Consider the following 22,978-nt stretch of genomic DNA (forward strand, 5'->3'; position numbering starts at 1 on the left):
CACAAGCAAGAGATTGCTCGAAAAACTTTGTATTTTACACATTGGAAACAATGTGATAATATAACGACAAGTAAATAATACATCCTGCGGTGTACGTAACTTATTTATGTCTAAAACCGATGTTAGTTATACGGAAGCTCAATATTTAGCGACCATCATCAAGCCTTCCTTGTGGAGGAAGATGTACGGTAACTGTGAGGGCATCCACCTGCGAGTAGCGGGTTTTTGGACATTTACGAGGAGCGGCACGTGCGGGGGTCTTATTTCAACTAACCTTATATAAAATTCCTACGGTGTACGTAGCTTATGCATGTCTTAAACCAATAAGTTTAATATGGAAGTTCAATATTTAAATGTAGCTAACATGCCATCTTTTTAAGAAGGAAGTTACAAACATTTGTGAGAGCATCCACCTGTGAGAGCAGGTTTATGGACATCTAGAGAGAACGGCATATGTGGGGCTATATAAAAACCTTACGTTTTATACGTAAGGTTTTTTTTGTTGCATAGATATATCAATATTATCTTGATTCACCTGTGAAGTTTCCGTAATAAATGTAGCACTTTCTGTCTTCATCAATCTCTCTTGAATCCAAGGAGAATTCCATAGACATGCCGTCTCGCTGAATATATATAATATCTGAATGAAGAGATGGTAAAATTTCTTCGTAGTTCCATACATCTTGACTATCTACTAAGCTTGAACTCGTTTCACTTAGTTCTCTAATTTCAAAACCGATGTGGGAGTATGTAGGGTCTGAAGGGTCATTGGCGAAAACTTCTTTTTGAATATAAATAACTGCTGTTCCGTCTGGATCAACCGAAGTTGCAGTAACAACATAAGTATTTTTCTCTTTAATAAAATATTCACAAGTCATGCGTGCGATAATTTCAGAATTAGAAATATTGGCGTAGTTCCATAAAGCAGGATACCCTTTCGTTTCATCATTAAGTCGATATTCTAAGCGCATTTTATCCGATACGATAAACTTAACTAAATCTATATAATTCAATCAAATTTACACAAGTTAGTGCTTCATCGTGTTCTCGCAACCCCGAAGGGACGAGGGGTTGCGAGAACACGAGGCAGTATCGTTACCTCCTATTATCAAGCATTTATTTTACCCATCTTGATAAATTTATCGAAGCATTTACATCCCTATCGTGATGGCTATTGCATGGAACACAACGCCACTCACGAATCTTTAAACTCCACTGTCCTTCTGGTTGAACTGAATGGTCGTATTTAACTCCGCAACATGAGCAAATCTTGCTTGAAGCGAACCATTTATCAGCTTTTACATACTCAATGCCATACTTCTCGTACTTGTATGACAAACATTGAAAGAAGAAGTTTAATTTTTGAAAGGAAAGTGCCTTCGATAGTTTTTTGTTTTTTAACAGGTTTGAGATAGATAAGTCTTCCACAACAATCCTCATTGGTTTGGTTTTCACCAATGTAGCTGTTGCTTGATGGATATGGTTATTTCGGATATTCGTAATTTTCCTAGATAACCGCAGGTGCTCAGCTTTCGCTTTTTCATATCCGGCAGACTGAATTTTTACCCCATTTTTAAATCTCCTAGACATATCTCTTTGTGCTGACTTTTTCCTTTTCAAAAGTTTTTAAACCTTAGCATCTTTGTTTATATTTCGTTCTTTCATACCATTAGAAGCTACAAAAAGCTCTTTTAAACCAACATCCACACCAATCGACTCATCGGTTAGTTCTTGGAATTCAAAGGATTCTTCAAACCCTACACTAATCCACCAGTGACGACCATCAAAGGTAACTCTTGGATTTGATGTTTTTTTGTTCCTTGGTAGTTGTTGGCTTGTTTTCACTTCTCCAATAGACTGAATATGAACTACTTTTTTTCCTATAATCAGTCTTTCATAATTGGCATAAAATCCCTGGGTTAAATCTTTTTTAGATTTATAAGAAGTGTGAAAACCATTTTTGTACTTTTTGAACGAATTTTTCCTCGCCGTATCAAAATCTTTTGAAGCCTGTTTAGGAACTTGTGCGTTGATGTCATTTAACCACTCATATCTCTTTCGCTTCTTGATCTTTGTAAATCGTTTCTGTAAAGCTAACTGTGAAACAGATTTTCCAAATAGCTTATAGTATCTATCACTCATTCTTTTACAATAGTTATAAGCGAATCTTGCAGCGCCAGCATGGTTTCTAAGCACTTTTTCTTGTTCAGGCGTTGGAATTAGTCTGACTTTCTTCGCCAATATCATTAGAAGCCTACTCCTTTACTGTGCGATTATTCGGACACTCACCTTTTAGATAATGAAAGATGGATTCCTCTGAATAGTAGCGTGTTCCACCAGCATTCTCGTAAGACCACTCGGATGCAAACCTGTTAATTCTGATACTTGACTAACTCGTAAAAATTTCATTATTATTCTTACCTCATTGAACCTACAATGGCACGTATGTTCGATGTATTCAATGAGGTTTGATAGATTTAATTAAATTTATCTCGTTCAACTAAGGGCGCAATTCCTTAGCCAGTTCTCTTATGAACTTCTCATGTTTTCACATGAGCGCAGACTATATGTTTATCTCTTTAGAGATAGAGGATTTTTCCAGCACCATAGGCTTGTGATGTACTCTCGTCAGTTATACGAGATAGTCGTTGAACGTTCATCTTATCACTTTTGACTTAGATGATTCGAGGCGGAAGACCCATTGTTCTAATGTTTAGGATTTAACCTTGCATCATCTGATTGATTTTTTCTGCTTTCGCGACATTCACGCTCGCTATTTCTAGCCACGTTGTAGTTCAATCAGCTTTAGGGATTGCCCGCAGTTAACCCTCACTACTAGCCAATCACTTGACTAGCAGGGCTTACTGATATATTTAATTAACATTGGTTATAATCGGTTAAATAAATCGTAACAGTTAGTTACCCTCTTCTTCCTTTTTCTTCTACTTTATCATGCCATCCTATATAATAGGAATAGAATTTAAAAAGGGGAGTGCGAAGGTGACAAAAACGAAATGGCTAGTAGGTGGTGTCGTCACGTCTTTAATGACGGGCACCTTATTTGGCTGCGCACAAGATCTTCCCCCAAAACCGAATGATAATAGTTGTTCAGATTGGGATTGGGATGATGAACTTGGGGTATGGCAGTGTGATGATAGTAGTTCAGGTTATCGTGGACATTACTTCTATGGTGGGAGATACTATCAAAATAAATCCACTTTTAAAAATTCATCGGCGTTTAAATCGTATCAATCGTCTGCGGAATTTAAAGGTGGAATTGGAAGCGGTTCAAAGGGAGGATTTGGGGGCTAAAATATGTCGCAATACAAAAGAAAGCGAAATGAGTTTTATTCGAAATATCCGAATTTTTGGGCGGATTTATATGAAGGTGAATATAGTTTGTTTCATATGTTTCCAATAACGTTTCGCACTATGAAACAAATACAAATAGCGACTGAACGAATGGGGAAAATATTTTTTAAAACTGCTAGACTTCTGCGCAATTTATGTGACGAACAGCTTCTTGAACTTGGATTTCCACCTGCAAGTTTACCTTTTATTAGAATGAAAGAATTGTATCCTGAATCTATCATTTCAAGATTTGATTTTGTCTTAACTGATGATAATCAAATTAAAATGCTTGAATTTAATAGTGATACACCAACTTTTATTATGGAATGCTTTCAAATGAATGGAAAGGTTTGTGAAGAATTCGGTTACGATGATCCAAATATAAATCAAGAGCGGTTACTATCTTCTGGTATTACGAAAGCTGTAATGGAGGCTGTAAAGGGAATAGATAATCCAAATGTCGTTTTTACAGCACATCATGAACATATAGAGGATTGGAATACGACTATGTATTTGAGTCAGCTATGTCATGTTGAAAATAAAGTGATTCCAATGTCAGAACTTAGAATTACAAAGGATGCATTAGTAGATAATGACGGTGTGAAAATTGATGTGTTGTACCGCCAAACGTATCCGATAGAAGATTTGATTGAGGATCAAGATCCTGAAACTGGAGATTTTGTAGGTGTCGAACTTTTACAACTTGTAAAAGACGGAAATCTCTTTATTATAAATCCTTTGTCTGCCTTTTTACTTCAACCAAAATCAATTCAGTGTCTTATTTGGGGATTAGCAGAAGAAGGGGCTTTTTATACAAATGAGGAACAACAGTGGATTAAAGAATATATGTTACCTACATATTTAGAACCAGATTTGTTTTTAGGAAAAGGTTCTTTCGTTCAAAAACCTTCGTTTGGTAGGGAAGGTGACACAATTACAATTCGCGATAAAGACACGAACATTATGATTCGAAATGCACATGAAACATATAAAACGTCATTGCCGATATTTCAAAAGTATATAGAGCTTCCAGTTGTATGTTTGGAAACTGAAAAAGGAGTGGAGAAACTATCGTATGTGTTTGGGGCGTTTTTAATTGCTGGAAAAGCGAGCAGTATCGGTATACGTGCTGGGGAAAAGATTACAGGAAATGAATCTTATTATTTACCAGTAGGTATTAAGAAGGGGGAAAATAAATGATTAATTTTTTACTATATTTAGCAGTATCACTCGCACTTTTATGTATAGGTTTGTTCCTTATGGAAGTGACAACGAAAGTGAAAGAATTTAAGTTAATGGCTCAGGGTAACAAAGCGGTCAGTTATGTACTTGGAGGAAGGGTACTCGGGCTAGCTATCGTTTTATATTCAACGGCCGCTAATTCCATTTCACTTTTGGATATGGTTTCGTGGGGAGCGGTTGGTATTTTGGCCCAAATTATTGTTTATTATTTAGCTGAGTGGCTTACACCACGCTTTAATATAAATAAAAGCCTTGAAGAAGATAATCAAGCAGTCGGCCTGTTTCTTATGTTTTTATCACTTTCAATTGGTATTGTAATTGCTGGTTGTGTAACTTACTAAAAACTTACGTTTTATACGTAAGTTTTTTTCGTTCGCTAACTTGTACTGTATATGAGAAAATAGGCTAACAACAGAGAGGGCTTTTCTGTAATAAGGAAAAGTTTCCATACAAAGTGTTGACATCTATTTTAAATAAGAGTAACATTTTCTATGTAATTAAAATAAGTCTCTGTTAGGTGAGGCTCCTGTATAGAGAAATGCTACTGCCCAAAAATGTCGAGAGACGCCAATGGGTCAACAGGAATGATCGAATTAAGGTTTTTCTTAACGTAGCTGGTAATGAACCTATGCTATACAGTGCTAAAACTCGGCGAGGGAGAGGTCCGTAGATTTCTAATTATATTAGGAATCGTTTATTTGTGTATGCAATGACCTTTGCTCTCTTATGAGTAAGGGTCTTTTTTGTTACCAATCTATGAGTCATTTCATAGTATAAACTATAAAAATAAACGAGGAGGTGAGGAGCATGTCAAATTCTGACTCGGTTCCGTTACCCATATACTTCAAATCAAAAATATATGATGTAGGCAGGAAACGACTTGTTCCTCCCTCTATATTTATCATAATGTAGCGTTTATATACATAATGAAGCGCTAGACACTTTCACGGTAAAGTGGATAAATTGAGAAACAAAGCGTTTCTTCCTATGTTGTAAAGGAGGAGACGATAATATGTTATATGTAAACAAAACTGTGGGTAACACGTCATATAAACAAAGTAAAAAATCAATGAAAGAACAAACAATGCTTCAAAAAAATAAAGATTTATTAATTGAAATTGCAACAAGAGATGTAAAATCTGTATTTGCGTATTTTAAAACAACAAGAGACGGATTATCTATGAAAGAGGCGCAAAAACGTATTCAAGTATACGGTCGAAATGAATTAACTTCAAAAAGAGCGCGTATTGCAGAAGTAATAATGAAGTTAAGTGGAATGATTCCAGGTTTTTCAAAACAACATGTGCGTGATCAATTGCAATGTGAAACAATTACTGTGTCTAGAGTAGAATGTGCTAGTAGTACAGGGCTAAATAACGAACTGAAAATGATGAAGTTACCAGTACAAGAACTTGTACCAGGAGATATGATTTTTCTTTCAGAAGGTGATATAGTACCGGCAGATGTACGTATCATTTATGCAAATGATTTATTAGTAAATGAATCTGTATTGACAGGGAACGATGCAAATGTTGAGAAATTTGAAAGTTGCTACCACCTTGAACGTAAAAGATTTATTCCATTAAAACGGATGAAAGACTATAATCCACTTGAACTTGAAAATGTATGTTTTAAAGGTACTAATATTATTGGTGGAAATGCAAAGGCTGTAGTTGTTTCAACAGGTAAAAATACGTATTCAGGAATACTTCATACTTGTTGCAGTAGAACGTCTTAATGTGTTAATGATGCTAAATATATAAAAACAATGTATAATAGACAAAGTTGAAAAAACGTAGAATGGTAATCTATTTATATAACCTTACGTGATAACGTGGGGTTATTATTTTTTGTTAGTAGGAGAGGAATTATGAAAAAAGTATTATTAGTTGATGGTATGGCACTATTATTTCGTGCTTTTTACGCAACAAGTGTCTACGGACAATTTATGAAACGACAAGATGGTACCCCGACGAACGGGATTCATGGTTATATGAAGCATTTATTAACAGCAACACAAGCAATCGAACCAACGCACATTGTAACGTGCTGGGATATGGGAAGTACGACATTTAGAACGGAATCTTTCTCGAATTATAAAGCAAATCGTGCAGCACCGCCAGAAGAATTAATTCCGCAATTTGATTTAGTGCAAGAAATGACTGCGAAATTATCTATGCCTGTAATAGGCATGAAAGGTTATGAAGCGGATGATTGTATTGGTACGCTTGCAAAACAATATTGCAATGAGGCAGAAGTTTATGTTTTGACAGGTGATACAGATTTACTTCAACTTGTTGATACGAATGTTACAGTTATGCTTCTTCGTAAAGGAATTGGAAATTACGAGTATTACACACCGGAAAAAATCATGGAAGAGAAAGGTGTAGAACCTTGGCAAATTGTCCATGCGAAAGCTTTCATGGGAGATACGAGTGATAACTATCCAGGCGTAAAAGGTATTGGTGAAAAAACAGCGTATAAGCTTATTCAAGAATACGGCACAGTATCGGCAGTACTAGAAAATATAGCATCATTAACGAAAGCGCAGCGTACAAAAATTGAAAGTGATTTAGAGAATTTAAATATCTCTTTACAATTAGCGCAAATTCATTGTGAAGTTCCAATTTCGTGTTCGTTAGAAGAAGGGTTACACACAATGGACGAAGAAAAACTACGCTTTGTATGTAACGAAATGAATTGGGGAAGACCTGAAATATTAATAAACATGTTATAAATACTAGAAAGACCGATTTAGAATGAATCGGTCTTTCTTTTTTTGTTCACAAAGTTGTCAGAAAATAAACGGAATTTTCATGTGAAGTTCAAATGGATTTCACAACAATCAATTATTATAAGTCTACACAGATAAATCCTTATCCCGCATTAACGGGCGGTGGGACTTCTATATCAATATTATCGCTGAATAAAGAGTGATGATGGAAGAGTAACTCCCTGTAAAGACCCGATTGATGTAGGCTAATAATTAGTGAGGGTACATCCTTTCATTGATTAAAGTTTCAAGTTATCTTTTATATAAACCATCCCCCAAGGAGGAAAATAAACATGCGAAAAAAAGTGAGAAAATCCTTTAAACAATTATTAATAGAAAATAAACAATCCCTACTAACTAATAAAGAGAATATGAAAGAAATTGAAGAACGGATTGAGAAACGACATGTAGCATATAGTGCTGCTAGCAATTGATAAATTTGTTTATGAAAAAAGCTTGTAGGTTGGATATTATCCGAACTACAAGCTTTTTCTTTTTGATTAACGCCACCAAACCCAAGTCCAAAAGTAATTTCGTATATTTCGAGGAGTAATGCGTATGAAACGTTCACCGTCAAAGAAACAATTAAAATTTGGTAGTGTTTCATCTGGATTTTCTGGAATAAAGGTGACGATGTTTTCGTTACTTGTAACGGTTACTGTAATTGGTGGATCGGTAGGCGAGACTTGAAGTTGTAAAGAAACGTTTGCTGTGTTTTTAAATTCATTATGAATAGGTGGACTTATCACTTGTACTGTGAATAACACGATAATTGTTTCGTTCGGTTCCAAATTAGTAGCGACTAGGAAACCGATATTCGGGTTCGCTAATGGCGAGCGTTCCCCATTAATGAAGACAGTGCCGTTTATAAATTGTAAACCTGCTGGAATGGTGTCTTGTAACGAGATATTTGAAAGTGAAATCTCGGAAGTATTCGTAATACGCACCGTGTAATCAAAATATTGATTTAAATAAGCTGAGCTGACGGAAGCGTTTTTCGTGACTGTCGCAGTAATAAATTGAACAGGTATACGAACAATATTCGAATTAACAATGAAAGTAATAATCGGATCCTGTGGTGTTAATTGAAAAGCGGCTGTAACGGTTGCAAAATTGATAATCGTACTGTTTGAAGGAATAGAAGTTACGAGAACTTGAAATGTTATAGTTGCTACTGCATCTGCAGATAAAGAACCAATATTAATACCAGTGTCTGGACGAACATTTTGAACCGGAGCACCGTTAATTGTTACGCTGTTTTCTATAAATGTTGTACCAGCTGGAATACTGTCTATAACAGAAGTACTGATTGTCGGGATTGGGGAGTGATTAAATACCGCTAATGTGAATGTAATGATATCTCCTATAACGGCGATAGATTTGTCTGCTGTTTTTTCAATGCGAACCATCGGATCAATGACTGTCGTTGTAACGGTATTTGTTTGTTTTGTAATTGTAATAGGTGGTTTTGTTGGATCGATGATAACGGTATAGGAAACAGAAGCATTATTATTAATTGTAGATTGAAGAGTAGAAGAAGATATTGTCACTTGGAACGTAATAATAACAGATTCATTAGGAGCAAGATTTCCTAATGTAATACCATTTTCAGGATTCTCATTAGGCTGATTGATTCCGTTAATCGTAACACTACCAGCAACAAAAGTCGTATCTATTGGTAAGGTGTCTCTGGCAAGAAGGTCTTCAATCGTTACATTACCGCTATTCGTAATCGTAATTGTATACGTTAAAGTTTGACCAGGTAAGGCATTTGTTACATCAACAGATTTTATGGCAATGACATTATCATTTTGGACAGTAGTTGTGACGGTATTTGTTGTAGTCGTATTTGTAACAGGGACGTTATTTGGGTTGACTATATAGTTAAAAGTAGTAATTGCGTTGTTGTTTAGTTCGTTTGGTGTTGGAATAGAAGTCACAGTTACTTGGAATGAAACGATAGCATTTCCACCTACCATTATAGTGCCAATTGGTATGCCGCTTACTGGATTCACTCCTGGAAGAGTTTCTCCGTTTACAATGACGCTATTTTCAATAAACGTAGTACCTTGAGGAATAATATCTTGAATAACTACATCATTTGCTGCAACATTACCAGTTTGATTTAGGATAATCGTATACGTTAACGTATCACCGACCGTTGCAAATGCAAGGTCAACAGCTTTATTACTATTCAAATTCGCGTGATTAATTTCTGTTGCGGCAGCTGATGAAATAATAGTTTCGGTAATAGGTGGTCGATCTGGTACCGTGTATTCATATTCAATTGTACTCGTGTTAGAGATTGGATTTGTTTGCGGAATCGAAGTAACCCGTACTTGGAATAGAACAGTTGCTGTCGTATTAGGCGGAATGTTATCAATTTGTATACCGTTAAGTGGATTATCATTTGGACGAGCGTTGCCATTCACAATAACACTATTCTCTATAAAGCTCGTATTTGCTGGGATGATATCTGTAACAATAATGTTTTCCACTTGTATATTCCCATTGTTGGTGATGGAAATGGTGTAAGGGATAATAGTTTGTAAGTCAGCATATTGGATAGGTGTTGTTTTTGTCGCAATTACATTAGCAGAAATAACTTCAGTGAAGGTAATATTGCTAGTCGATATTTGTTCCTCCACGTTTATTGTATAACGAGAAGTTGATTGATTTTGAATATGACCGCTAGCTGGGAGAGCTACGACGGTAACAGAAAATGTGACAGGGATAGAAATATTAGGAGCAATCGTTCCTACAAGTATACCTGCACCTGGATTGGCGTTAAGCTGAGGAATGTTATTTACTAAAACGCTACCGTCAATAAAAGTTGTTCCATCAGGTATATTGTCTGTAAATACAACAGCAGTGGCATCCGTATTCTCTGTATTCGTTAAAGTTGTTGTATAAGTTAAAATGTCACCAATTGTTACAGAGGTTAAATCAACGGTTTTAAGTGAAACGATATCAGCATCATTAATTTGAACGAAAGTAGTATTGGAAGTAGTAGATTTTTGAATTGGTGCAAAGTCAGGATTGAAAATAAAGTCGTAGACGATGTTTGCAGTATTAGGTGCTGGATTTACAACAGGTAAATTCGTAACGGAAACTTGGAATATTATTGTAGCTATTTGACCTGCTGCGACATTAGGAATGGAAAAGCCTATATTCGGATCTGCTGCAGGAAGTACAGTATTGTTAACTATTACACTTCCTGGAATAAATACTGTTCCATCCGCTATAATATCTGTAAAAAAGATGGAGTTAGTTGTAGTCGATCCATTATTTTGAATGAATACTGTATATTCAATGGTTTCATCAATGTTAGCTAATACAGTATTAGCGGATTTTGTAGCAATAAGAATAGCATCAATAAATTGTATATTTGTAGCATTGGAAGAGGTCGTTTCTGAAATTGGCGGTGCGCTTGGGTCTGGGCGATACTCATAATGAATGACGGCGATATTATTAATATTATTTTGTGGCGGTATAGAGACTACGCTTACTTGGAAAGTAACGATAATTGTATTATTTGGAAGAATTATATCGATATTGATACCGGTAATTGGATTTTCGTTAGGTCTAGGTACGCCATCTACAAGAATGCTATTTGGAACGAATGTGGTGCCGGCAGCAATTGCGTCAATTAGGAGAGTATTTGTAATAGGTATTGTACCAGCGTTTGTAACTGCGACTGTATATGTGATGATTTGACCGATGCGTGTAATAGATCTGTTAGCAGATTTAATTGCACTAACATTTGCCGTCCGCACTTCAGTATTTACTGCATTTGATAACGACCTACGCTGAATAATTGGAGAACTAGGATCAATTTGGTATTCATACGAAGTGTCTGAAATATTAATGACTGTATTGCCCTCTGGTATATTTGTAAGTTGTACTTGGAATGAAATAGTGACTGTTTCATTTGGTTGTACCGTGCCGAGAGTTACTCCATTTTCAGGATTAGCGCCAGGCTGAATTACATTATTTATTGCTAAGCTATCTTCAATGAATAAAGTACCTTCTGGAATGTTATCAATGAACAAGGTATTGTTAGCTGGAACGGTTCCTATATTTTGTAGTGTATTTGTGTAGGTAATAATTTGCCCGATTGATACGAAAGTTACATCCGCGCTTTTAACAGAAATAATATTTGCATTTTGAAGCGATGTTGTAATGATGTTAGAATTTGCAGAGCGATTTACTGGTGGGGCTGTAGGAATACTTACATATTGATAAGTTGCTGAAGATTGATTTACAATTTCGGTTTCAGTAGGTGGATTATTTGTTTGCACTTGAAATAGTATCGTTTTGGAACTGTTTGCTGGAATTGTTCCGATCGGTATTCCGTTTTCAGGATTTACACCTGGCTGAAGGACACCGTTAATTGTGACACTATCGGGAACGAATGTAGTCCCAGCTGGAATAGAATCTGTGAAATTAATATTTATTGCGTCAACATTACCGATATTTTTCACTTCAGAAATATAAAGTATAGTTCCACCAATATCTACAGTTGTTGGATTGGATGTTTTTGTAATTGTCAATTGTGCTTGCACGAAATTTGTAATGACGATATTACTAGTAGATGTTTCAGTAATAGGTGGTTGCCCTGGGTCTGGTTGAATTGTATATGTTGTATTGGATTGATTTGTAATCGATTCTTGCGAGAATGAATCGTTAATAAGAATTTGGAACGAAATAAGGTGAGTAGCGTTTGCTGCTAAGGTAGGTAAAGTAACACCTACATTTGGATTGGCATCAAGTATAGTTGTTCCGTTAAGTGTAAAACTATTTTCTACGAATGTAGTATCTTGGGGGATCGTATCTGAAAATATGAGATTCGTAGCTGGAATATTTCCGGTATTTTCTAGTGTTATTGTGTAAGTCAAAATATCACCTGTTGTTGCTTGTTGTGCATTGACTGCTTTTAAAGAAAGGATAGTCGCATCCGAAATTTGTGTGAAAGCAGGATTAGACGTAATGGTTCGAGAGATGATAGGAGTAGTTGGATCGGCGATAAAAGTATAGTCAATACGGGCTGTATTAGAAATTGGGTTCACGCTTGGAATAGATTGAACGATAACTTGGAATGTTACAGTGACGATTTCTGACGGTGTGATGGAGTTTAATGGTATTCCTACATTAGGATCAGCATCTGGAACGGAAACGCTATTAATAGTTACGCTATTCGGAATAAAGGCAGTTCCTTCGGGGACCAAATCTGTTAAAGTAACTGTATTTGCAGTAGTATTTCCGTTATTTTGAACGACTACTGTGTAAGTGATTGTACCGTCAGTAGATTGTACGAGAGAATCTGTACTTTTAATTACGGATAACGATGCATCAACAACAGCTGTATTAACCGTATTAGACGAGGATGTTGCTGTAACGGGAGGTTGACTTGGATCGACAATATACGTGTAACTTGTAAGTGCTTGATTGATAATCGCTCCTTGCGGTGGAATAGAACTTGCAAGAAATTGGAACGTAATAGTAGCGGAATCACCTGGTGCGATAATACCAACTGGAATACCGAGAGTTGGACTTGCATCTGGAAGTGAAATCCCGTTGAGCGTAACACTATTTGGAACAAATAATGCTCCTTCAGGAACTCCGTTAATGAGTAATACAGAGTTTGCAGGGAAGTTTCCAGTATTCGTTAATGTTGCTGTATACGTAATTATATCCCCGATAGATACAATTGAACGATTTGCTTGTAAAACAGTTGTAACAGTCGCGTTATTAATTTGTGTTGAAGCGCTATTAGAATTTATCGTGCCTGTAACAGGAGGAGAGGCCGGATCAACGATGAATGCGTATTGAATAGATGCTACGTTTGTAATCGGATTTGAAGGTGGAGTTGATGTAACTATGACTTGGAAAGTAACGGTTAAGGAACTATCCGAGTTAACTGTTCCGATATTCACTCCGTTATTTGGATTTGCGCCTGGAATGGTATTTCCATTTACAGCAAAACTATTTTCAACAAAGGTTGTTCCTGTTGGAACTGGGTCTGAGAAATTTACATTCATAGCGTTTGTATTGCCGTTATTTTGAATCAAAACTGTATAAGTGATTGTATCTCCAATATTTGCAAAGGCTGTATTAGCAGTTTTTACAGCTGAAAGTATTGCTGAATTAATAGAAGTAACGAAGACATTCGTTTCTACATTGCCAGGCTGAGCTAATAATGCATTGCCTACGTTATATTGGAAGTTAACAAATCCTAAGTTTTGGAGTTCAGGTGTGAATGTTGTTGGATTACTTACGATTTGTACTTGGAATATGATTGTAACAGTTTGATTTGGATTGATTGTATTTATGCCAACACCGTCAATAATGGAAGCAGATGGTAATGGAGTGCCATCAACAACAACGGATCCTGCAACAAATTGTGTCCATGTCGGTAAAGGGTCTGAGAAAACAACGTTGTTAGCTGGAATATTTCCTGTGTTCGTAATAGTCGTTGTATACGTAATCGTATCACCAATCGTTGCAAATGCTTTATCTCCTATTTTCATAGTGTTTAAAATAGCACTTTCAATTTTTGTTGTAACACTATTGGAAGTAATGTTTTTTGAAACTGGAGGATTGGCTGGATTAACGATATGTTGAAAGCTAACGCTAGCTTGATTGGTAATAGGATTTATAGGCGGAATTTCATTGGCATTAATATGAAATGCTACAACGGCAGATTCGTTTGGCGCGATATCACCAATTGGAACGCCTGTAACGATATCCGCATTTGGGATGCTAGTTCCGTTAAGTGTAAAACTATTCGGTTCAAAGGAAGTTCCGTCTGGAATAAGGTCGATAAAAATAACATTCGTTGCACTAACATTTCCGCTATTTGTAATTGTAACGGTGTAGGTAATATCCTGCCCGATATCTACCGTAGATACATTTGAATTTTTTTGTGCAGTAAGGATAGCACTATTAATTTGTGTTGTCGTTGTATTAGATTGATTGGAAGTTGTAATAGCTGGCTGGCTAGGGTCAACGACGTAATGATATGTGGTAGAAGCAGAATTAGAAATGGGATTAAGTGTTGGAAGTGTAGTAACAGTTGCTTGGAATGTGACGATTGCCGCATTACTACCATTAATGGAGCCTATATTTACACCAGTGGATAAATCAGCGTTTGGAATGGTTTGCCCATTAACTGTGAAACTGTTTGGAACGAAACTTAAATTGCTATCAAGAATATCGATAATCGTTACATCAGTTGCAGCCACATTCCCTGTATTAGGAAGGTTAAGTGTAAACGTTATTATATTACCAATATCCGCAAAAGTAAGATTCGCTGTTTTTGTACTAATAATAGTCGCGTTGTTTATTTGAAGAAGCGTCGTGTTAGAATTAGCTGTACTTGAAACAGGAGGATTATTTGGATCAACAGTAAACTCATAATTAGTAGATGCTGTATTGGGTGTCGGATTACTAGGTGGAATACTGTTCACTGTAACTTGAAAAACAATACTATATATTTCATTTGGTGGAAGTGTTGCAAGTAATACACCTGTATTTGGGTTTGCATCAGGTTGTAAAATACCATCGACAGTTAATGTGTTAGGAACAAACGTGAGCCCACTTGGTAATACATCTGTGAATACAATATTCGTTGCATCCGTATTGCCTACATTCGAAATAGAAGTGGTATAAAAAGCAGTTTGCCCGATATCTGCAAAGGATACACTTTCATTTTTCGCCATGGATAATATGGCTTCTTTAATTTGCGTTGAAACAGGATTACTAATTGAAGTTTCTGCATCAGGTGGTGAGACTAATTGATACGATGTCGATGAGAAATTTACAATTGGGTTTTCGGTTGGTAATGAGATTACGTTTACTTGGAAGGAAACATTTACTGTAGTCCCGGCTGTTATAGGACCAATATTTACACCGTTCGATGGATTCGCACCACTTTGCGGAATTCCATTAATAGAAAATGTGTTTGCAATAAATGTAGTTCCGCTCGGTATTGTATCTGTGAAAATAACATTTTGTGCGGATGAGTTTCCGTTGTTTGTTAAAGTGACAGTATAGGTGAGTGTGTCTCCAATACGACTAAAGGACTTATCGACTTGTTTTAGTGAAAGAATGGTAGCTGTATTAATTGTAGTCAACGTTGTATTTGAAGTAACATTTCTTGAAACAATCGGTGCATTTGGATCAGCGATGAATGTGTACGAAGCAGTAGCGGAATTTGCAATAGGATTTTGAACTGGTGTAGAAGTAGCGGTCACTTGAAATGCTATAGATATTGAGCTGCTAGGAGCAATTGCTCCAATCGTAATACCTGTATTAGGATTAAGACCAATTTGCGTGATGCCATCTATTGTAACGCTATCAGTAATAAACGTTGTACCATTTGGTATAAGATCAGTGAAAGTGATATTAGTAGCACTTGTATTACCGGTATTTGTCAAAAGTGTCGTATAGGTGATGGTATCACCTAGTGTTACAAGTGTTTGATCTACAGATTTCACCATCGTTATCATAGCATCTAGTACAGGGTTTGTAGCAATATTCGTTGAAGTAGAAGTGGTAACAGGAGTCCCGTTTGGATCAACAATATAAGAATATAAAATGGTATCATTACCCATAATTGAACCTGAAGGTGGTACAGAAATAACATTTACTTGGAAAGTAACGGTTACGGTTTCACCAGAAGCGATATTGGTTATATTTACTCCAAGTGCTGGTTGCGCACCAGATTGCTGAATCCCATTTATTGTGACTGAGTTTGGTATAAAGGTAGTGTTAGCTGGAATTGCGCTCGTGAACGTTATATTCGTTGCTACCGTATTTCCTGTATTTGTAATAGTAGTTGTATACGTAATCGTATCTCCAACAGAAATGATAGATTTATCAGCACTTTTTTGGGTTGTTAATATCGCACTATTAATTGTTGTCGAAACAGCATTAGATATATTCGTTTGTGTTACGGCAGGTTGGCTAGGATCGACTACATGTGCAAATTGTACAGAACTAAAATTAGAAATTGGATTTATACTTGGAATGTTTGTAACAAGTACGTTGAGAGCAATAATGGCCGTTCCACTTGGGTTTATATTTCCAATCTGAATCCCGTTACCTGGATTTCCGATTTGCTGTGTACCAGAATCGTTTGTAAGAGTGCCAGATATGAATGTCGTTCCATCAGGTAAAGTATCCGTGAAAATTATATTTTGTGAAGTGACATTTCCAGGGTTACTTAATGTAATTGTATAAGAAATTGTATCGCCAATCGTAGCGAAAGTTTTATCTACAGATTTGATTGCCACAATTTCCCCAGAATTTATTTGTGTCGAAACAGAATTAGATGTCGTACTTCGTGAAACAAGTGGTAAATTAGGTCCTGTCATAAATTGATAATTAATGGAAGCGCCGTTGACAACCGGTGAGTTTGGTCCGCCTGGTCCAATTGTGAAAATTGGATTTGGAATGCTAACTACTTGCACACGGAAGGTAACGTTTATAAAATCTCCTGCAATAATATCCCCAATCGGTATCCCATTCGCTGGATTTACCCCAGGTAATAAAACTCCGCCTACTCGAACGCTATCTTCTATAAATACTGCGTTATTTGGAATCGGATCTGTAAAAATGATATTCGTAGCAGTTGTGTTTCCTATATTCTCTAATAAAACAGTATACGTTAAAAATGAATTTCCAGGTGCTACGTCAGAAAATAGTCGATCTACACTTTTCTTTGCTTGAATAATCGCTTCGTTAATTTGAACTAAAGTTGGATTACTTGTAGCTGTTTCTGTCACCGGCGGCTGGGTAGGATCAACAATGATTGAGTATGTTGTGCTAGATTGGTTCAACGTTGGGTTAGTAGCTGGAATTGAGCCAACGATAGCTTGAAAGCTAATTGTTGTCGTTCCTCCAACTGGAATTGAGTCTAAAGAAATCCCGCTATCTGGTCTAAATCCAAGTTGTGGGATGGTATTAATTTGTACGCTATCAGGAACGAATGAAAGTTCGGGTGGTAATATATCGATAAAAACAGGTGTGTTTGCGGTAGTATTTCCGCTATTGGTAAGGGTAGTTGTATACGTAATTGTATCTTCAACAGCAGCAAAAGCACTGCTTGCAGTTTTTGTTGCGATAACAGAAGCAGTATTTACTTGTGTAAAAGTTTTATTAGATTTAACTGTTCGTGAAACTGGCGGTTCATTTATATCTACAATAAAGCTATATTGAAGCGATGATTTGTTCGGGATTGGATTAGGGTTTGGAAGTGTTGTAATGTTTACTTGAAAACTGAGTGTAACAGATGCATTTGAATTCATGTTACCAATATTGATGCCATTTTGTGGATTTGCATTAGGAATGGTTGTTCCATTTATCGTAAAACTATTTGGAATAAAAGTTGTTCCATTTGGAATTAAATCTGTAAAAATAACATTGTTTGCGGTAGTATTACCGGAATTAGTAATGGTTGAAGTGAAAGTAAGTGTATCTCCAATAGTAGCAAATGTTGAATTGACAGTTTTGTTTATAGATAGAGTAGCATCAATAATTGGGGTAACCGTCGTATTTGTAATTGTGCTACCAACAGCAGGAGATTGGTTTGGATTCACGGTATATTCATAATTTACAAGAGCATTATTTGTTAATGTGCCACTAGGTGGTATCGCTAAAATTTGTGCTTGAAAAGTAATGAATACAGTATCTCCTGGCGAAATATCTGCCAAGTGAATACCAAGTGATGGATCTAATCCTGGTTGTGGAACATTATTGATAGTTACGGAGTTTTGGATAAATGAAGCTCCTGCGCCAAGCCCATCCGTTAAAACAGTCGCACTAGCAGGGGTATTACCTGTATTTGTTACTGCAATCGTATAGGTAACGATATCACCAATTGCAGCTGTTGGTGTATTCACAGACTTAGTAGCGACAATAGTAGCGTTATTAATTTGAGTTGTTATTACGTTACTTAACGCATTGGCGGATGCTGGAGGTAAGCTAGGATTTACGACATATTGGTACGCTGTATTACTTTGATTCGGGATTGGATTCGGATTCGGGATAGAATTTACTTGCACTTGGAACGAGATGATTGTATTTGTATTCGGGTTTATTGAATCAATTGCAATTCCGCTTGCTGGATTTACATTAGGGAGTGTCGTACCATTTACTGTTACACTATTTGGAATAAATGACGTCCCGCTTGGAATGACATCTGTAAATACTACATTTGATGCAAGTGTGTTCCCGCCATTCGTTAAGGTAGTCGTGTACGTAATAATATCATTTACGTTCGCAAACTGTTTATCTGCAGATTTTGCAGCGGTAATCGTTGCATTATTAATAGTTGTCTGTACAGTGTTAGAAGCAACCATCTGCATTACAACTGGTTTGGATGGATCGTACGTGTATTGGAATGTAGTGCTCGATTGATTCGTTATCGGATTTGTACTAGGAATAGTTGGTACAGAAACTTGGAATGAAACAGTACGTGATGAATTCGCTCCTATCGTACCAATTAGAATGCCATTAGCAGGGTTTGCATTAGCTATAGGGACACCGTTAATCGTTACAGTATTAGGAAGGAAGATGGTACCAGCTGGAATGATATCTGTAAACATTATGTTAGAAGCAGGGATATTCCCGTTATTCGTTAAAATAGTTGCATATAATATGACATCACCAACATCAGCAAAATTTGTGCTTGTTAGCTTCGTAGCAACAATATTAGCAGTATTAATTTGTGTAGTTACTATATTACTAGTAGCGTTTCTTACAACAGCAGGTAAATTTGGATCGGCGATAAAGCTATATTGAAGTGCAGCGCTGTTTTGAACTGGATTTGGTAAAGGTAAACTATTTGCACTAATTTGGAAGACAATTGTTGTAATACCACCTGCTGGAATAGTACCAACTTGAAGACCAACACTTGGATCCGCACCTAGCTGTAAAGCACCACCTATAAAAATACTATTTGGTACGAGAGTCGTACCAGGAGGAAGTATATCGGTAACAACTACACTATTCGCTGGAGTATTTCCAGGATTAGCTAAGGCAATTGTATATGTGATTGGTTGCCCAACATCTGCGATAGTTAAGTCTACATCTTTGAAAATAATTACATTTGCTACATTAATTTGTGTACTTACAGTGTTACTTAAAGATGTTTCTATAGTTGGTGGATCGCCCGGATTTAGAATAAAGCTATATTGTGTACTAGATGAATTTATTGTTGGATTTTGTGTTGGTAAAGAGGTGACAGTTACTTGATAAGAGACGGTAAGTGAGCCGTTAGCAGGAATGGCAGGTAACGGAACACCTATATTTGGATCTGCATTATTTTGAAGTACACCGTTAATAAGGAAAGTGTTTGGAATAAAGGTAGTGCCATCTGGATTTGTATCTACGAAAGTTGGACTATCAGCAGAAACACTTCCTGCATTTGTCAAAATAACGGTATAAGTTAATATATCCCCTACGGTAGCGAACTCTCGATCTACTGTTTTTGCTGAAATGACATTTGCATCGTTTACTTGAGTAAATGTAGTGGTTGAAGTTGTATTTTTACTTACAGGTGAAGCGTTTGGATCAACGATAAAGTTATAGGAAATGGAGGCACTATTCGAAATAGGATTTGGGTTTGGAATGCTAGTTATTAATACTTGGAATGAAGCTGTAATTGTAGCATTAGCATTGATGGTACCAATAGTGATGCTAGCTGGTGTTGCGCCCGGTTGAGAAACACCGTTAACTATAACACTGTTCGGTACAAAGGCAGTACCATTCGCAATTGAATCGGATAGTAATACATTATTCGCGGCAACATTTCCATCGTTTGTAAGAGAAAAGGTATAAGTTAATACATCTCCAACTTCGGCAAACGTTTGACTTACAGATTTATTAGCATGAAGGTTTGCTAGTCTAATTGTTGATGTAACAGAATTAGAATTTGCAGTTTTTGAAGTTGGTGGTAGGATTGGATTTACAGTGTAAATATAAGAGGCGAAAGCATTATTAATGATAGGGTTTTGTGCAGTAATGTTAATGACTGTTACTTGGAAGGATAAGGTGAAAGTAGCACCGCCAGGAATTGTGCCGATAGGTAAAGCAACGAGAGAATCTACATTTTGTAAAACGCCATTGAGCGTTACAGAACCTAATGTTAAAATCGTTCCATTTGGAAGTGGATCTGTTAGTTGAACGTTATTAGCCGCCGTATTTCCACTGTTTGTAATAAGGATTGTATAACTTATCGTTTCGCCAATTGTAGCAAATTGTTTGTTTGTTGATTTTGTTAATGTTAAATTCGCATTGTTAATTTGAGTGGAAACAAGATTAGAGGAAATATTTTTTGTAACGGGTGATTGGCTAGGGTTGACGGTGTACTGATAAGAAGCGCTTGATCCGTTAGATACGACATTTGATGCGGGTATTGCACTTACTACTACTTGAAATGAAACATTTTTGGTTGTGCCAGTTGGGATGGATCCTATATTCACACCGTTAGCCGGATTTGCTCCAACTTGTGTCGTGCCATCTATTGTTAAACTGTTTAGGACAAAAGTTGTTCCTGTAGGAATGACATCTGTAAAAATAACATTGTTCGCATTCGTATTACCTGTACCTGTAAAGGAAACGGTGTACGTTAGTGTATCACCAATATCTGCAAAATTTTTATCCACTGCTTTTGCCATAGTTACAGTAGCGTTATTCACTTGAGTAGATACGATATTGGTCGTATCAGTCCCACTTACTGCCGGTTGATTTGGTACAGGAATGTATTGATATGTTGTTGTACCACTATTTAATATTGGATTTGTTTGAGGGATAGAAGGAACGAATACTTGAAATGAAATAGTAGTAGTGGAATTTGCAGCAATCGATCCAATTGATATACCATTAGCCGGATTTGCTCCCGCTTGAGTAACCCCGTTAACAGTTACGCTCCCTGGAATGAAAGTAGTCCCGTTAGGAATCGGATCCGTATATATAACGTTCGTTGCAGCGATATTTCCTACATTAGCTAAGGCAATACTGTAAGTTAATGTTTCACCAATATCGGTAAAAAGTTTGTTAGCTGATTTTGTGCCATTAATATCTGCGAGGTTAATTTGTGTTCCTGCAGAGTTACTTGTTGCAAGACCGTTAAAAGTCGTTCCCCCGGCAATTGGTGTATATTGAAATGTAATATTCGCAGTGTTAGAAATCGGGTTTTGATTTGGAAGAGAAACGACAGTCGCTTGGAAAGTTACTGTACGAGAGGCACTATTGTTAATTGTTCCAAGAGATATACCAGCGGCAGGATTTGCATTAGTTTGTGGTACGTTATCTACCGTTACAGTGCCAGGTATAAAGGAAGTCCCATTAGGGAGACTATCTATAAAAATAACGTTATTGGCGGGAAGAAGTCCGGTGTTAGGGATAGTAACGGTATAAGTGAGAATATCTCCAATGGCAGCAACACTTTTATTCACAGTTTTTGTTGCTTGTATGTTAGGTGAATTTATATTAATTTGTAAACCGACTGTATTTAACATATATGCATCTCCGTTAGTAGTTAAACGGATTGCGGCGGAAACTTGTGAGTTTGTTAAATAAGAGGAAATATCGATGGAAGTAATATCCCAACCTTGCCTTCCTGCGGAGATATTTGTACTTGTAGAAGCGCTTTGATTTCGCGTTCCAAATGTCCCCGTTGTATCTAAGTTCCCTGCGGCATTATTAATTTGAGAACCGAAGAAATTATTTATAGCATTGTTTGGTCCAGATAAAGCATTTAATGAACTGAAATTTGGTCCGAATAAAGCTTGATCCCCGGTTAAATCAGCATCTCCTTCGGTAGAGCTTAAAAATAACCTCCCGCTTACAGGTCCTCCTGAAGGTGTTAAAAATCCTGAAACAGAAACATCGGCACTACCAGTTTCTGCAGAAACACGGTTACCAGCTACGTAAATGGTTAAGTTTCTTGCAGGTAATGTCCCATTTTGATAAGCGACGATAAGCGTCCATCCAGCCGAATTGATTGTTCCATTAGAAGCATCTATAGGATCTACAAGTCCAGGGACAGAACCTGTTGTATAAGATCCAGATCCAGCGGCTTGAACGAGTGACGTTACATCTGCTGATCGTGTATAAAATCCAAATGTGACAGATCCAGAAACGAAAGTTTGATTTGAAGCTGTAACAGCTGAAGGAGTAATGGAGTGTGTTGACACAGGTGTTGTGAAAGAAACTGGATTTCCCAATACACTCGTAATGTTTTGATCACGAGATAAATAGTTTCCACCCCAAACGAGTTCTGCGTAAAGAATCGTACTGCCAGCAGGGATATTTAAAATAGCGGTAGAACTATTTTGTGTATAGTTTAACGTTGTACCAGCAGGAAAAGTAGTTACTTGTAAAGCAGTATTCGTAGTTGCGAATGCACCAATTGCCCCGATTGTACCAGCACGGTTTTGGTTACTAATTTTACTTAAGCCTAAAGTGTTTCCTGTAATAGCGAGTGCGCCGTTAGTGGTGGTAGAAAATCGATTCGTAATGGGCATGTTGTCACCTCATTTACAATATAGTCTTGGTCAAAATAGGATATGTGTGTGACAAATAAAGGGAAACATGTACAAGTTG

General features: G+C 36.7%; 8 protein-coding genes, 2 other RNA genes, 1 pseudogene and 1 riboswitch. Of the genes and pseudogenes, 8 read left to right on the forward strand and 3 right to left on the reverse strand.

The genetic code is table 11. From position 1 onward, the window contains the following. Positions 1-78: 78 nt before the first annotated feature. Together ssrS (ACS2MN_RS11910) and ssrS (ACS2MN_RS11915) are read left to right on the forward strand one after the other, a co-directional pair. Positions 79-261, forward strand: a non-coding RNA gene (gene ssrS / locus ACS2MN_RS11910) — 6S RNA. 21 nt (positions 262-282) lie between these two features. Next, a non-coding RNA gene (ssrS, locus tag ACS2MN_RS11915) (6S RNA) lies at positions 283-466 on the forward strand. Positions 467-521: 55 nt separating this feature from the next. Here the strand turns inward: ssrS (ACS2MN_RS11915) and ACS2MN_RS11920 are convergent. Together ACS2MN_RS11920 and ACS2MN_RS11925 are read right to left on the reverse strand one after the other, a co-directional pair. Then, positions 522-971 (reverse strand): hypothetical protein, encoded by a 450-nt coding sequence (locus ACS2MN_RS11920; RefSeq protein WP_001235522.1) that lies wholly within the window; start codon positions 969-971, stop codon positions 522-524. A gap of 145 nt (positions 972-1,116) precedes the next feature. Continuing rightward, positions 1,117-2,247, reverse strand: a pseudogene (locus tag ACS2MN_RS11925) (RNA-guided endonuclease InsQ/TnpB family protein). Positions 2,248-3,000: 753 nt separating this feature from the next. Between ACS2MN_RS11925 and ACS2MN_RS11930 the strand changes: the two are divergent. The 6 genes from ACS2MN_RS11930 to ACS2MN_RS11955 all read left to right on the forward strand — a co-directional run bounded on the left by ACS2MN_RS11930 (position 3,001) and on the right by ACS2MN_RS11955 (position 7,800). Then, on the forward strand, positions 3,001-3,312 hold the full coding sequence (locus ACS2MN_RS11930) for a hypothetical protein (RefSeq protein WP_000169030.1): 312 nt from the start codon (positions 3,001-3,003) through the stop codon (positions 3,310-3,312). Positions 3,313-3,315: 3 nt separating this feature from the next. Next, on the forward strand, positions 3,316-4,551 hold the full coding sequence (locus ACS2MN_RS11935; protein ID WP_088055356.1) for a glutathionylspermidine synthase family protein: 1,236 nt from the start codon (positions 3,316-3,318) through the stop codon (positions 4,549-4,551). Beyond that, on the forward strand, positions 4,548-4,934 hold the full coding sequence (locus tag ACS2MN_RS11940; protein ID WP_000606849.1) for a DUF350 domain-containing protein: 387 nt from the start codon (positions 4,548-4,550) through the stop codon (positions 4,932-4,934). The genes ACS2MN_RS11935 and ACS2MN_RS11940 overlap by 4 nt, the downstream gene beginning before the upstream one ends. 161 nt (positions 4,935-5,095) lie before the next feature. Next, a riboswitch (M-box (ykoK) riboswitch) is annotated at positions 5,096-5,261 on the forward strand. A 344-nt stretch (positions 5,262-5,605) separates the two neighbouring features. Then, the gene (locus tag ACS2MN_RS11945) at positions 5,606-6,331 is read left to right on the forward strand and encodes a P-type ATPase (protein WP_000967618.1); all 726 of its coding nucleotides are present in this window, start codon (positions 5,606-5,608) and stop codon (positions 6,329-6,331) included. Between the two features lie 132 nt (positions 6,332-6,463). Continuing rightward, entirely contained in the window at positions 6,464-7,330 is an 867-nt protein-coding gene (locus ACS2MN_RS11950; protein ID WP_000757079.1) for a 5'-3' exonuclease, read from the forward strand. A 329-nt stretch (positions 7,331-7,659) separates the two neighbouring features. After that, complete coding sequence (locus ACS2MN_RS11955; protein WP_001228051.1) at positions 7,660-7,800, forward strand: FbpB family small basic protein; 141 nt, start codon at positions 7,660-7,662, stop codon at positions 7,798-7,800. Between the two features lie 66 nt (positions 7,801-7,866). On the opposite strand, the gene ACS2MN_RS11960 is transcribed toward ACS2MN_RS11955, so the two are convergent. Continuing rightward, entirely contained in the window at positions 7,867-22,899 is a 15,033-nt protein-coding gene (locus ACS2MN_RS11960; RefSeq protein WP_098806159.1) for a DUF11 domain-containing protein, read from the reverse strand. Positions 22,900-22,978: the final 79 nt, after the last annotated feature.

Source organism: Bacillus cereus group sp. BceL062 (assembly GCF_051780025.1).
GTDB classification, from domain to species: Bacteria; Bacillota; Bacilli; order Bacillales; family Bacillaceae_G; genus Bacillus_A; species Bacillus_A toyonensis.